The organism is Bacillus sp. SRB3LM (assembly GCF_015712745.1).
Lineage (GTDB): Bacteria > Bacillota > Bacilli > Bacillales > Bacillaceae_G > Bacillus_A > Bacillus_A thuringiensis_K.
The window spans coordinates 204515-218012 of sequence record NZ_VWVQ01000021.1; the positions used below are offsets into that span (position 1 = coordinate 204515).

Sequence of the window (13498 nt, forward strand, 5' to 3'; positions counted from 1 at the left end):
GGGTATTTTTCATCTTCTTCATGTCAGAATTTGTTGGTAAATTGATATGTTGTGTCGAACCGTTGATATATTGAAAGAAACAATCGATATATTTGAAAAATCGTTGATATATCCAAAAAAACGTTGATATATTTACAGTTATACTAGGTGGGGTATGTTGCCTCGTGCGCAAAAAAAGGGATGCAATCTATTAGTAATAGATTGCATCCCTTTTTAGTTTGCTCGCTCTGCATGTTCATAAGCCTTCTCACCATGCATTGAAATATCAAGACCCATGTGTTCTTCGTGTTCATCTACTCGAACAGGGAGGAAGAAGTTGATCGCTTTAATAATGGCATACGTCATGATGATTGTGAATGCATATGTTGCGCCAATCGCTATAAGTTGTTTAAACAGTAACGCGGCGTTTCCGTAAAACAATCCGTTCGCACCATCCCCGTTTACGGTAGTAGTTGCAAATAGTCCTGTTGCAATACCGCCCCAAGTTCCTCCGATGCCGTGGCATCCAAAGGCATCAAGTGTATCGTCATACCCAAATTTTGTTTTTAAGAAGAAAACGGCGCCAAAGCATAATATGCCACCAATTGCTCCGATAAGAAGGGCGGAGAAAGGTGTAACGAATCCGCAAGCTGGTGTAATAGCGACTAGACCAGAAACAACTCCGCAAGCAGCTCCCATCGCAGTCGGTTTTGATTGGAAGAACCACTCTGAAAGCATCCAAGTTAATGCTGAGGCAGCAGCAGCTATATTTGTATTAATAAATGCAGTTAAAGCTACATCATTTAAGGATAATGCGCTGCCGACGTTAAAACCGAACCAGCCAAACCATAATAAGCCTGCGCCTAACATTGTAAATGGCAAATGGTGGGGAGAAGAACCATTTATGTTTTTTCGTTTTCCAAGGAAAATAGCTAATACAAGACCAGCAACTCCGGAAGTGATGTGAACGACGTTTCCGCCAGCGAAGTCTAGTGCACCAAGTTCCCTTAGCCACCCGCCGACGCCCCATACCCAATGAGCGACAGGATTGTAAACGATCGTTGTCCATAGAAGGATAAAAATAAGAAAGGCAGAAAATCGCATTCTTTCAGCAAATGCACCTGAAATTAAAGCTGGAGTTAAAATGGCGAACATGAGTTGAAACATCATGAATAAATTGTGAGGAATAGTAGATGAGTAGTCTGGATTTGGTGCGTAGGTAACTCCGTTTAGACCGAACCAATCAAGTGTACCGATAAGCCCGTGCCAATCTGGTCCGAATGATAAAGAATAGCCGATAACAATCCATTGAATCGAAACGATAGCCATTGCGCTATAACTATGCATCGTTGTGCTGAGTACATTTTTGCTGCGGACCATACCTCCATAAAAAAGTGCCAATCCTGGTGTCATCAACATGACCATTACTGTCGTCACAAACATAAAAACTGTATCTCCCATATTCATGATCTCTCCTCCTGAAATGTTAGAAAAAATAACATCTATTTGTTATGTTTCATATCATATTCGAAATAAAACTAAAAATCAACTAAATATTCAGAAAAGTATATAAAATATGTTAGAAAATCTAACATAGATTATTTTGAGAGGATTGAAATCGACATATGCGTTTCACTTGAATAATTGGTATAATATTCTTACAATTAAAAAAATTGGGGGATGCGTGTGGGGAAAATATGGACTAGGAAACTATTCATTTGTTTTTGCTTAGCTGTTGTTTTGTTTGTACCAATACATACTTTTGCAGACGAAAAAAGAGAGTGGCGAGATGAAGTTATATACTCCATTATGATTGACCGCTTTAATAATGGAGAACCGAAAAATGACAAGCAGTTAGAAGTTGGTAATTTAGAAGGGTATCAAGGAGGGGATATAAGAGGAATTATAAAAAGGTTGGATTACATAAAAGAAATGGGTTTTACTACCGTTATGCTTTCGCCGCTTTTTGAAAGTGGAAAGTACGATGGATTAGACGTGCGAAATTTTAAAAAGGTAAATGAACATTTCGGGACAGACAATGATGTGAAAGAACTTGTAAAAGAAGTTCATGCAAAAGGAATGAAAGTTGTATTTCAATTTCCGCTTGGAGAAAACGAACAACAGGTAATTGACGCAATGAAATGGTGGATAAAAGAAGTTGATTTAGACGGAAGTTATGTTATACAGAGTGAAAAAAAGCCGCGTTCCTTTTGGGATAACGCGCAAAAAGATATGCAAGTGATAAAGAAAGATTTTCGTATTATGACAAAGGAGGATAGCGAATACAACGAAAAAATAGTAGAGTCGTTTTCTAAAGCAGATGTATCGGTGAAATCGTTATACGATGTGAGTAAAAAAGAAGGAGAATTTGTTACGTTCTTAGATAATCAAGAAACAAAAAGATATGCGCGTATTGCAAAAGAACATATGTATTATCCGCCATCACGTTTAAAACTGGCGCTTACTTATTTGTTAACATCACCTGGAATTCCGAATTTTTATTACGGAACTGAAATTGCATTAGATGGAGGAAGTGTACCCGATAATAGACGATTAATGGATTTTAAGTCAGACGAAAAGTTTATGCAACACATAACAAAACTAGGTGAACTTAGGCAGGCGAGACCGTCTTTACGACGCGGTACGTTTGAGCTTCTGTATGATAAGAGCGGGATGAGCATACTAAAACGAAAATATAAAGATGAAGTAACTTTAGTAGCAATTAATAATACGAAAGAAACACAAAAAGTCTCCTTACCTGCAAGTGCAATTGGTGAAAAACAAGAGTTAAGAGGATTGTTGCAGGATGAAATTATAAGAGAGGAAAACGGGGAATTTTATCTCGTTTTAAAGCGTGAAGAATCAAACGTGTATAAAGTTAACGGAGAAACAGGTGTGAATTGGTTATTTATCTCCTTAATCGTTGGGGTGAATGTATTATTTATTGCGTTTTTAATTGCAGTTAAAAGGAAGCGTAGATAAGATGAGAAGTTGCTGGCTCTATGTTCATGTCTTCTTATTGTATATGTAAGTTTGTTCGGTGGCGCGATAGTGTTTATTCTGTTGATATGAAATTTCTTAAGAGAAACGATGTGAGAATGAAAACGTTCCTAGTGAGAGGAGGGCCAGGTTAGGAAGAGGATTTTCTTCCTAACCTGTTTTTTGTGTTAGCACCGATAGGGAAGAATCTTTGAAAAATCAATAATTGCAACTATATTAATTTTACATTACATTAAAAGTTAGAGAATACTCTTATACTAATACAGTGCTAAATAGTAGGTGGGAAAATGGAGTTTTACGATTTGGGTATTACCATTAAAGAGCTTAGAATTAAAAAAAATATATCACAATCCCAATTATGTCATGGAATATGTTCGCAAAGTCAAATTAGCAAAATAGAAAAAGGTGTGATTTATCCATCTAGTATATTGTTATATCAATTATCAGAAAGACTTGGTATTGACCCAAATAATATATTTGCATTAACTCAAAACAAAAAACTAAAATATGTAGAAAATGTAAAATGCGTAATAAAAGATTGCTTAAAGCAAAAACAATATAATGAACTTTATGAAATCGTGAAAAAAGAGAAAGATGAAAGGAATTTCCAGGCAAAAGAAGATAAACAATTTCTCCTATGGCATGAAGCAATTGCTATATTTGAGGCGAACAGATCCATAAAAACTGCTTTAAAGCTTTTAAATAATGCATTAAAACTAACTTTAACCAATGTTGATTTTTTATCAGAAAGAGAAATAGATATTATGCAGACAATGTCTATATTTTATGCGGAAAATAAAGAATATGATAAAAGTATTACTATATTAAGAAGGTGTTTAACTAATTTTAATAAGTTAGATTTTCCGAGAGATAAAGCGATTAAATTAAAAATCATTTTTAATTTAGCGAAATGTTTAGGTATGACCTATCAATATGAAGAGGCGGTAAAATACATTGATAAAGGAATCAAATTAGCTATTAATCTAAATACTTTATACTTATTAGGTGAACTTTACTATTTAAAGGGATGGAATTTATTAAGATTTAAACAACAGAATGAAGAAGATATTGCAAATAACATGAAAAAAGCATTATTTATATTTGAACTAACAGAAAAAGAAAATCTGATAAAAATGGTTAAAGAAAAATATTTTGAAAACCAAAATGAAAAAAGCCACTCATAATTCATTTGGGGATTACTTGAAATATAATAGAACCTACAGGGAAAATCCCTGTAGGTTCTAAACTTATAAACTTTCTTCTAAAATATTAGTGTTTAATATAAATTTTTGAATAAGAGTTTACTTAGTGTACTTTTTATTTTGAAGTCTGCATCTTTATTAACCATTTATGCTTCTTTTTAACTCCATCCAAATATAATTAAAATTAAGATGGTTCAAGTCGGAGGAAGGCGCTTTGAGGTGTCTTTTTTTATGACTTTTATCATTAACTATTTAATGTTTTTTTAAATGATTACATGACATAGTTTTTTTGTACCAAGCTTTGTTGATACAGTTAGACTTATCCGTTAGTGAATTCGCATTATTAGAACATCCTACAGTATTTAGGGAGAATGTGGCCAATAAAAACCATAATATTAATTTCTTCATATAACCACTTCTAACTCTTTTTTAATTAACATTTTTTAAGTTCCTTATTAATTTTACATTACATTAAAGGTTGGGAAATATTCTTATACTCATAAATTGTTACGTTTTGACGGGGAGAGGAATTATGAGTTACAGCGATTTTTAAGATGACTTTGGCCTAGGATGTAATTACTAAGAAAAGTAATTCAAATCGAAGGGAAAACGTCTTAAGTTGTCTTTTTCTTATTTTCCATAAGGTCTGCTAAATACATGTATGAAACAAATTCTACAATAAGGCCTAGTTTGATCATGCGGTCATTTGTAAAGTGCTCGTATGGTTAGACTTTGTTCACTTAGCAAATTTCACCGCATATACCATTTTTCTATGGTTTGTTCTCGTAATATTGTCTCTACAAGACAAAAAAGAAAACTCCTCTAATTAAGAGGAGTTTTCTTTTTAGCGGTAGTTAATGAACTGTACGTCGATTGGTAAATCAGCGCTACGAACAGCTGCGATTACTGCTTGTAAGTCATCACGGCTTTTTGCTGTAACACGTACTTGATCATCTTGTACTTGTGTTTTTACTTTTAATTTCATTTCTTTAATGATGTTGTTAATTTTTTTCGCGTTATCTTTATCGATACCTTGTTGAAGTGTTGCGCGTTGGCGAACAGTGTTGCCAGTTGCAGCTTCAACTTTTCCGTAATCTAAGTTCTTAATTGGAACGTTACGTTTTACAAGTTTAGAGATAAGAACGTCTTTTACTTGCTCTAATTTAAACTCGTCATCAGAAGTTAAAACAAGTACTTCTTTTTCTAATTTAATATCACTTTTACTTCCTTTAAAGTCATATCGGTTTTGGATTTCTTTTAATGCGATATTAATTGCGTTTGTTACTTCAGGTAATTCTACTTTCGAAACGATGTCAAAAGAACTATCTTTTGCCATAGTTAGCACCTCCAAATAAATTTCTAATCTTGTTATGTACTGTACATACTAAAGTATAGCTGAAAACGAGTCTAGACTTAAGTGTTTTCGTACTTATATTCATGTAACCTCATTTTATTATAGTGAATTTTGGGCAGTTGGACAAATATAGGAAAAATCATGTTATAATTAACTTTTGTTTGGAATGATAAAAAAGATAATTTTATATATATAGAAGGGAATTAAAAAATATGTATTTGCAAATAGGATCGATTGAACAGGTAACTGTTTTACGCGAAACGGAAATCGGATATATGGTTGGGAATGAAGAAGAAGAAATTTTCCTACATAAAAACGAAGTAGCTGGAGAAATTGAAGAAGGCGATGCGATTGATGTATTCTTATACCTTGATCACCAAAATCGTATTTCAGCAACAATGAAGGAACCAATTATTACAACTTATGATTGGAACTGGGTAAAGGTTGTAGAAGTTATTCCTAGTTTAGGTGTGTTTGTTGATATTGGTGTGTCAAAAGATATACTAATTCCAGCTGATGAGTTCCCGATTTATATGCCAGTATGGCCAGAAGTAGGCGACGAATTATATTGTACGTTAAAATTAACGAATCGTGATCGTTTAATTGCTCTTCCGGCAAGAGACAGTGATATGCAAGAAATTATCGTAGATGCAACGCCATCTATGCGTAATAAAAACGTAAATGGACGTGTATATCGTTCACTTCAAGTTGGTTCATTCATACTAACGGATGAGCATTTCCGTGCCTTCTTACACCATACAGAAAGAAAAGAACAAGTCCGCATCGGTCAGCGTGTAACAGGACGTATTATTGACGTAAAAGATGACGGTACAATTAACATTTCACTTCTTCCTCGTAAAGAAGAAGGAATGGAAGATGATGCTGCAGTAATTTATGCATATATGGAAGAACGAGGCGGAGCAATGCCGTTTTGGGATAAGAGCCATCCAGAAGATATTAAAGAACGCTTTAACATGAGTAAAGCTGCATTTAAGCGCGCACTTGGTAAGTTGATGAAAGAAGAAAAGGTTTACCAAGAAGAAGGTTGGACTTACTTTAAGAAATAAGATGAAAGATTAAAAAGCACACCCTTATCTAAAAAGATAAGGGTGTGCTTTTTTTAATTTCCTTGCGGAGAAACAAGAGTAAATGTATCTTTCAAATCACTATCATTTATTTTAATATTTGCCTTTTTTAATTCCTCTTGTAACAATTTTTTGCTGAATATAGGGTCAGCGATACGTTCTTCTTCTAAGTTTTTGCGAATAGATTTTTTTACTTCATCGTAAGGTTTTAAATCTTTTTTATCAGTTAATTTAATAACGTGATAACCGTTTGATGATTTTACGGGGTTGCTAATTTGTCCAACATTTAGTTTGTAGGCAGCCGTTTCAAATTCAGGAGCCATTGTACCTGAATTGAAGTATCCAAGGTCTCCACCTTTATCTTTTGATAGTAGATCTTGTGATTCTTGTTTTGCTAATTCTTCAAATGAAGCACCAGCATCTAGTTTACTCTTTATTTCTTTCGCTTCATTTTCGTCACTTACTAAAATGTGACTCGCTTTAATTTCTGGCTTATAGTGGTCTTTTACGTCTTTCTCTGTAATGCTTTTCTTAATTGCTTCATTCATAGCAAGTTTGAACTTAATTTGATTTTTGAAATCCTCTTCATCTTTTAAACCATTATTTTCTAATACTTTTTTGAATTGATCTCCATATTGTTTTTTTACTTTTTCTACTTCTTTATTTACCTCTTCATCAGATACTTTATATTTTTTTGTGATGACGTCTTGTGCCATCATTTCGTATAGCATGTCTTTTCCGTAACGATCTTTCAATTGTTTTTCGAAGTTATCCTTTGTAATGGTCGAGTCTGTTGCTGTAGCGACTGTAGCTGAGCCATTTTTTTGTTCGCAAGCAGATAGCATCAATATACTTATTAGTGCAGTAATAATGAAAATATGTTTCCCTCTCATGCCAACACCTCATCCGAATATGTTATCGCTATTGTAGAATATAGAAGTGAACATGAAGTGAATTTTTAATGTTTTTTTCCTTTAAAATGTAAAAAAGTACATCAACATAATTGTTGATGTACGATGGAATCAAAGGTGATCGGTCTTTTTAGAGTATGCACGTTTACCTTGCTGAATATTTTTTTGCTCTTGCTCATTTTTTTGTGTGCGTTTTGCGTTATTATCGCGTGCTTTTTTGTCGTTATCACTCGTATGTGGCATATGTATCAACTCCATTTCTAAACGTTGTACGTTTATCATTTCCTTTTTCGTAAAGACTATGTATAGCGGTGCATTTATGAAGGGTAAAGGTGGATTCCAAATGGATTTGAAGTTGAATTATACTGAACTTATAAAGAAGTTAATCGTTGTAATCATCGCAGGTTTATTAAACGCGATTGGGATGAATTTATTTTTAACGCCAGCAAAAGTGTATGCGAGCGGCTTTGCTGGATTGTCTCAATTATTATCACAAATATTAGGTGATTTTTTATCGATTCACATATCTACGGGAGTATTGTTTAGCTTATTTAATATTCCTGTCGTTATTTTAGCGTGGAAAAAGGTTGGAAAGGCCTTCACCTTTTTTAGTTTTCTTTGTGTTATATTTATGACTCTGTTTCTAGAAATTATCCCTGTTAGAGCGGTTTCGAATGATATCATATTAAATGCGATTTTTGGCGGAATTATTTCGGCAATTGGAGTAGGGATTGCTTTAAAGTGGGGTGCTTCTACAGGCGGATTAGATATTATTGCCATGATTTTATCAAAAATAAAAGATAAGCCTGTCGGTACATACTTTTTCTTTTTTAATGCAATTATCATTATCGCTGCTGGCTATGTATATGGATGGGAAAAAGCGTTGTATACGCTAGTGACTTTATATGTGTCAACGAGAATTATTGATGCAATTCATACTCGTCATGTAAAGATTACAGCATTAATTGTTACGAAGAATGGGGCAGACGTAAGAAAGGCGATTCACTCGCGATTAGTAAGAGGGATTACAACGATACCAGCAACAGGTGCTTATACGAATGAAAATAAAGAAATGTTAATGATGGTTATTACCCGTTACGAGTTATACGAATTAGAGAGGATTATTAAACAAGTGGACCCAGGTGCATTTACAAATATACTGCAAACAGTTGGGGTGTTCGGATTGTTTCGGAAAGATTAAAGAGGACCAAAGTTGGTCCTCTTTTTTAATGTAAATTCGTAATGTTTTGCAATTGCTCTTGCATTTCACGGAGCTGAACTTTTTCAGCAGTTGAAGAGTTTGCGTAAGCGGATTGCAAAGCATTTTTTGCTCTATACACGAGATCTTGTTGCTCAGTACCGCTTGAACAAGATACGGCATTTTCAACAGCATCTCTAGCTTGTTGGAATAGTAAGTTCCCCATTTAAACCCCTCCAAAAGAAGAGTTACTTCTTGCTTTTTCTGCCTCAGCTAATGTACCTCTGTACGGGAATCTTGCATCATGCTTCATAACAGCATCGGCTCCTTGTTGGATAAAACGTTTTGATTTGTTCTTTTTACCCATTCGAAAAACCCCCTTTATTTAGCTGAAAACAATCGACGCGATGTCTCATGCGTCTACTTATAGTATGGACATTTGGCAGGAAACTATAAGTAGGGAATTTTTAGATTACAACCCAAGAACCTCTTCTAAATATAAAGCAATACCATCTTCTTCGTTCGTTAACGTCGTATGGTTTGCGAGTGATTTTAATTCAGGGATGGCATTTCCCATTGCAATGCCGTGACCAGCAAATTCAATCATTTCAAAATCATTATCTTCATCACCGAAAGCGATAATTCGCTCTTGTGGAATGTTGTAATGACTAGAGATTTTTTGTAATCCAACTGCTTTATTTAATCCACTTTTCACAATTTCAATAATCGGCCAAGGTGCGCCCCATTTTCTATGGTCGATTACTTCCGCATGCATATCCGTTAAATGTTGACGAATTGCAGTGGAATGCTCGTCATGTGCATCAATTAATAAGCAAGTTGGATGATCGTTTAAAATATTTAATAAGTCTCCCGTAAAAATCTTAGGAGAGCCGAATTCGAAAATATGTTTTTTATCTTCATCAATTTCACGAACATACACATCGTCCATTACTTCCGCGTATATATTTTTTACGCCGAAATCAAAGCAAGCTCGTACAATTTCTTGCGCTGTTGCTAGCTCAAGAGGAGAGTGGTGTGTTCCCCAGCTTGAATCAAGAGGATGATGTACGTAAGCACCGTTAAAGTTTACGATAGGTGTGTTAAGAGCAAGTTCTTTATAGTAATCATAACTAGCACGGAATGGACGTCCTGTTGAAATAACAACAATATGTCCCTGTTCCTTTGCTTTTGCAATTGTATGTTTCGTTCGAGTGGAAATTATTTTGTTGTCTGTTAATAGAGTACCGTCTAAGTCTAATGCGATTAAATGTTGTTTGTTCATAATTTCACCTCTTATAATAATTTTTTTGTATCTATCTGTATTTCCGTTTTTAATATGCAGAAATAAGAGGTTAGACTTGGTGAAATCACCATAGATGGAAATTTCACTATATATCCATCTTACGTCTCAAAGTGCTGTGGTGTCTACTATTTATCGTTGGAAATTAAGAAAAGTCAACATCTTTTTAGAAAGTTCAAACAATGTTTCTTTCATTATGTACAAATTGTGAAAAGGGTTACATTGCTCGTATAATGAGGCATATAATGAATATGTAATCTTCTCGTATATGTTTGACTCTCCTTTGAAACTAGCCTAGAGTAGGTTGGTTTCTTTTTTTCTACAAGTAGGAAAGAAATCCCTGCTTACGCTCGTGTCATTCATATATATGTACAAGAATGAGATGTAGTACTGTTTCCTAAACATGACAGAAAAGCTTTCTTTTAAAATGGATATACTAATGAGGCAAGACGTCATGGAAGGAGAATGAAGATGGGACAAAATCGCAGGTTTCGTTCTGGACAAAAAGCGCCGAATGATGGCATTTACGTAGAAATTGGTGAAACGGGAAGTATGGTGAAAGATCCGCAAATGGTGAAATTAACTGCCGGTGAAAAGTTTCCGGATAACACGAATCATAACCGCCAGTGGACATATAAAAGAAAACCGTAACAGGAGCCGCAATCGTTATTGCGGCTTTTTTGTCGTCACACATTGTAATTTCATTTACCGTATTTTTAGCAGTATAATGAATGCTCTCTTTTTCTTTTTCAAATAATAAGTTTGAAAATACATAGGCAAAATTATTGTATAAAAAAGTCAGTTGGCGTATAATCAAATCAAAGGTCAAAGAAAGTCAAACTTTTGGAGGGCTGTAAAGATGGACTTAAATCAAATGACAACAAAAACACAAGAGGCGATTATGAGTGCCCAATCTTTAGCGGTATCTCATCATCACCAAGAGGTGGATACTGTTCATCTATTACTTGCATTATTAGAAGAGCAAGATGGATTAGCAGTACGTATATTTCAAAAAATGAATGTTGATATAGAAGCATTAAAGCAAGGTGCTGAAAGTTTAATTAAAAAGAAACCTTCTGTAACGGGGAGCGGTGCAGAAGTTGGAAAATTGTATGTAACGAGCGCTCTGCAACAACTGCTTGTAAGAGCAGGGAAAGAAGCAGAAAAACTGCAGGATGATTACATTTCAGTAGAACATGTATTGCTTGCTTTTTCTGAAGAAAAAGGCGATATAAATCAATTATTTACAAGATTGCATATTACGAAAGATAACTTATTACAGTCTTTAATGACAGTTCGGGGGAATCAAAGAGTGACTAGTCAAAATCCAGAAGCAACTTATGAAGCGTTAGAAAAATATGGTCGTGATTTAGTAGCGGAAGTGAGAGCAGGGAAAATTGATCCTGTAATCGGACGGGATAGTGAAATTCGACGTGTAATCCGTATTCTTTCACGTAAAACGAAAAACAATCCTGTTTTAATTGGGGAGCCAGGTGTTGGTAAAACAGCAATCGTTGAAGGGCTAGCACAGCGTATTGTGAAAAAGGATGTACCTGAAGGATTGAAAGATAGAACGATTTTTGCGTTAGATATGAGTGCGCTCGTAGCTGGTGCGAAATTCCGTGGTGAGTTCGAAGAGCGTTTGCAGGCTGTATTAAATGAAATAAAAAAGAGTGAAGGACGCATTTTATTATTCATTGATGAACTTCATACAATAGTTGGAGCTGGTAAAACAGAAGGTGCGATGGATGCAGGAAATATGTTAAAACCGATGCTTGCGCGTGGTGAACTGCATTGTATTGGAGCGACGACGCTCGATGAATATCGCAAATATATTGAAAAAGATCCAGCGTTAGAAAGACGTTTCCAACAAGTATTAGCAGAAGAACCAACTGTTGAAGATACAATCTCAATTTTACGTGGATTAAAAGAACGCTTTGAAATTTATCACGGTGTAAATATTCATGACCGTGCGATTGTAGCAGCATCAGTTTTATCAGATCGATATATTTCAGATCGCTTCTTACCTGATAAAGCGATTGACCTTGTTGACGAAGCGTGTGCAACAATTCGTACAGAAATCGATTCTATGCCAACAGAATTAGATGAAGTAACGCGCCGCATTATGCAGCTGGAAATTGAAGAAGCGGCTCTTGGAAAAGAAACGGATCGTGGTAGCCAAGATCGTCTAAAAACATTGCAACATGAATTATCGGATTTAAAAGAAGTTGCAAGTGGTATGAGAGCGAAATGGGAGAAAGAAAAAGAAGACATTCACAAAGTTCGTGACTTACGTGAACATTTAGAACGTCTGCGCCGTGAATTAGAAGAAGCAGAAGGTAATTACGATTTAAATAAAGCAGCCGAACTTCGTCACGGGAAAATTCCAGCAATTGAAAAAGAGTTAAAAGAAGCGGAAGAAATGGGTGCGCATAATAAACAAGAAAATCGTTTATTACGTGAGGAAGTAAGTGAAGAAGAAATTGCAGATATTGTTTCACGCTGGACTGGTATTCCTGTTGCTAAACTTGTTGAAGGCGAACGCGAGAAATTATTACGCTTAGAGCAAATCTTATCAGAGCGTGTCATTGGACAAGAGGAAGCAGTAAGCTTAGTGTCAGACGCGGTTCTTCGTGCTCGCGCTGGTATTAAAGATCCGAACCGCCCGATTGGTTCTTTCATCTTCTTAGGACCAACAGGTGTTGGTAAAACAGAACTTGCAAAAACGTTAGCACAGTCTTTATTCGATAGTGAAGAGCAAATGATTCGCATTGACATGTCTGAGTATATGGAGAAACACGCAGTGTCACGCTTAATTGGTGCGCCTCCTGGATATGTAGGATATGAAGAAGGTGGTCAATTAACAGAAGCGGTAAGACGTAAACCATATTCCGTTGTTTTATTAGATGAAATTGAAAAAGCACATCCAGAAGTATTCAACATTTTATTACAAATGTTAGATGATGGACGCATTACAGATTCGCAAGGTCGTACAGTGGACTTTAAAAATACAGTTATTATTATGACTTCAAATATTGGATCTGCTCATTTACTAGATGGATTAGAAGAAAATGGTTCGATTAAAGAGGAATCAAGAGACCTTGTAATGGGGCAATTAAGAGGACATTTCCGCCCTGAATTTTTAAACCGTGTTGATGAAATTATTTTATTCAAACCTCTTACAACGAATGAAATTAAAGGCATTGTTGATAAAATTGTAAAAGAACTACAAGGTCGTCTAGCTGACCGTCACATTACAGTAGAATTAACAGATGCAGCAAATGAATTTGTTGTAGAAGCTGGTTTCGACCCAATGTACGGAGCTCGTCCATTAAAACGATACGTACAACGTCAAGTGGAAACGAAATTAGCACGAGAATTAATTGCAGGAACAATTACTGACAATAGTCACGTAGTTGTTGATGTAGAAAATAACGAACTAGTCGTTCATGTGAAATAAAAATAAAAA

The 13498-nt window shown here is 35.1% G+C and carries 13 protein-coding genes; 6 read left to right on the plus strand and 7 right to left on the minus strand.

The window, feature by feature from the left end:
- Positions 1 to 213: 213 nt before the first annotated feature.
- Positions 214 to 1446 carry an ammonium transporter gene (locus F3I02_RS14270; protein WP_087966117.1) on the minus strand — a complete coding sequence of 411 codons (1233 nt, stop codon included), beginning with the start codon at positions 1444 to 1446 and terminating at the stop codon, positions 214 to 216.
- Positions 1447 to 1659: 213 nt separating this feature from the next.
- On the opposite strand from F3I02_RS14270, the gene F3I02_RS14275 reads away from it, so the two are divergent.
- Both F3I02_RS14275 and F3I02_RS14280 read left to right on the plus strand, forming a co-directional pair.
- The gene (locus F3I02_RS14275; RefSeq protein WP_230876831.1) at positions 1660 to 2961 is read left to right on the plus strand and encodes an alpha-amylase family glycosyl hydrolase; all 1302 of its coding nucleotides are present in this window, start codon (positions 1660 to 1662) and stop codon (positions 2959 to 2961) included.
- A 305-nt stretch (positions 2962 to 3266) separates the two neighbouring features.
- A complete protein-coding gene (locus F3I02_RS14280; RefSeq protein WP_196478091.1) occupies positions 3267 to 4163 on the plus strand; it encodes a helix-turn-helix domain-containing protein in 897 nt (298 codons plus the stop codon).
- 862 nt (positions 4164 to 5025) lie between these two features.
- Here F3I02_RS14280 and F3I02_RS14285 read toward each other — a convergent pair.
- The gene (locus tag F3I02_RS14285) at positions 5026 to 5517 is read right to left on the minus strand and encodes a YajQ family cyclic di-GMP-binding protein (protein ID WP_001040149.1); all 492 of its coding nucleotides are present in this window, start codon (positions 5515 to 5517) and stop codon (positions 5026 to 5028) included.
- A 230-nt stretch (positions 5518 to 5747) separates the two neighbouring features.
- Between F3I02_RS14285 and F3I02_RS14290 the strand changes: the two genes are divergently transcribed.
- Positions 5748 to 6602 carry a CvfB family protein gene (locus tag F3I02_RS14290; protein ID WP_000281258.1) on the plus strand — a complete coding sequence of 285 codons (855 nt, stop codon included), beginning with the start codon at positions 5748 to 5750 and terminating at the stop codon, positions 6600 to 6602.
- Between the two features lie 53 nt (positions 6603 to 6655).
- Here F3I02_RS14290 and prsA read toward each other — a convergent pair whose 3' ends face one another.
- Positions 6656 to 7513 (minus strand): peptidylprolyl isomerase PrsA, encoded by an 858-nt coding sequence (gene prsA / locus F3I02_RS14295; RefSeq protein ID WP_001214205.1) that lies wholly within the window; start codon positions 7511 to 7513, stop codon positions 6656 to 6658.
- Positions 7514 to 7642: 129 nt separating this feature from the next.
- Positions 7643 to 7774: a DUF3941 domain-containing protein gene (locus F3I02_RS14300; protein ID WP_001120851.1), complete on the minus strand. Its 132-nt coding sequence runs from the start codon at positions 7772 to 7774 to the stop codon at positions 7643 to 7645.
- 100 nt (positions 7775 to 7874) lie between these two features.
- Between F3I02_RS14300 and F3I02_RS14305 the strand changes: the two genes are divergently transcribed.
- Positions 7875 to 8732 carry a YitT family protein gene (locus F3I02_RS14305; protein ID WP_000364431.1) on the plus strand — a complete coding sequence of 286 codons (858 nt, stop codon included), beginning with the start codon at positions 7875 to 7877 and terminating at the stop codon, positions 8730 to 8732.
- Positions 8733 to 8757: 25 nt separating this feature from the next.
- On the opposite strand, the gene F3I02_RS14310 is transcribed toward F3I02_RS14305, so the two are convergent.
- The 3 genes from F3I02_RS14310 to F3I02_RS14320 all read right to left on the minus strand — a co-directional run bounded on the left by F3I02_RS14310 (position 8758) and on the right by F3I02_RS14320 (position 10011).
- Complete coding sequence (locus tag F3I02_RS14310; RefSeq protein ID WP_000527407.1) at positions 8758 to 8955, minus strand: DUF3813 domain-containing protein; 198 nt, start codon at positions 8953 to 8955, stop codon at positions 8758 to 8760.
- Complete coding sequence (locus F3I02_RS14315; protein WP_000516816.1) at positions 8956 to 9096, minus strand: hypothetical protein; 141 nt, start codon at positions 9094 to 9096, stop codon at positions 8956 to 8958.
- Positions 9097 to 9201: 105 nt separating this feature from the next.
- Positions 9202 to 10011 carry a Cof-type HAD-IIB family hydrolase gene (locus F3I02_RS14320; protein ID WP_001041231.1) on the minus strand — a complete coding sequence of 270 codons (810 nt, stop codon included), beginning with the start codon at positions 10009 to 10011 and terminating at the stop codon, positions 9202 to 9204.
- Positions 10012 to 10500: 489 nt separating this feature from the next.
- Here F3I02_RS14320 and F3I02_RS14325 point away from each other — a divergent pair, with 489 nt between their 5' ends.
- Both F3I02_RS14325 and clpB read left to right on the plus strand, forming a co-directional pair.
- Positions 10501 to 10680 (plus strand): YjzC family protein, encoded by a 180-nt coding sequence (locus F3I02_RS14325; protein ID WP_000531421.1) that lies wholly within the window; start codon positions 10501 to 10503, stop codon positions 10678 to 10680.
- 208 nt (positions 10681 to 10888) lie between these two features.
- Complete coding sequence (gene clpB, locus F3I02_RS14330; RefSeq protein ID WP_196478092.1) at positions 10889 to 13489, plus strand: ATP-dependent chaperone ClpB; 2601 nt, start codon at positions 10889 to 10891, stop codon at positions 13487 to 13489.
- The last annotated feature ends 9 nt before the right edge of the window (positions 13490 to 13498 follow it).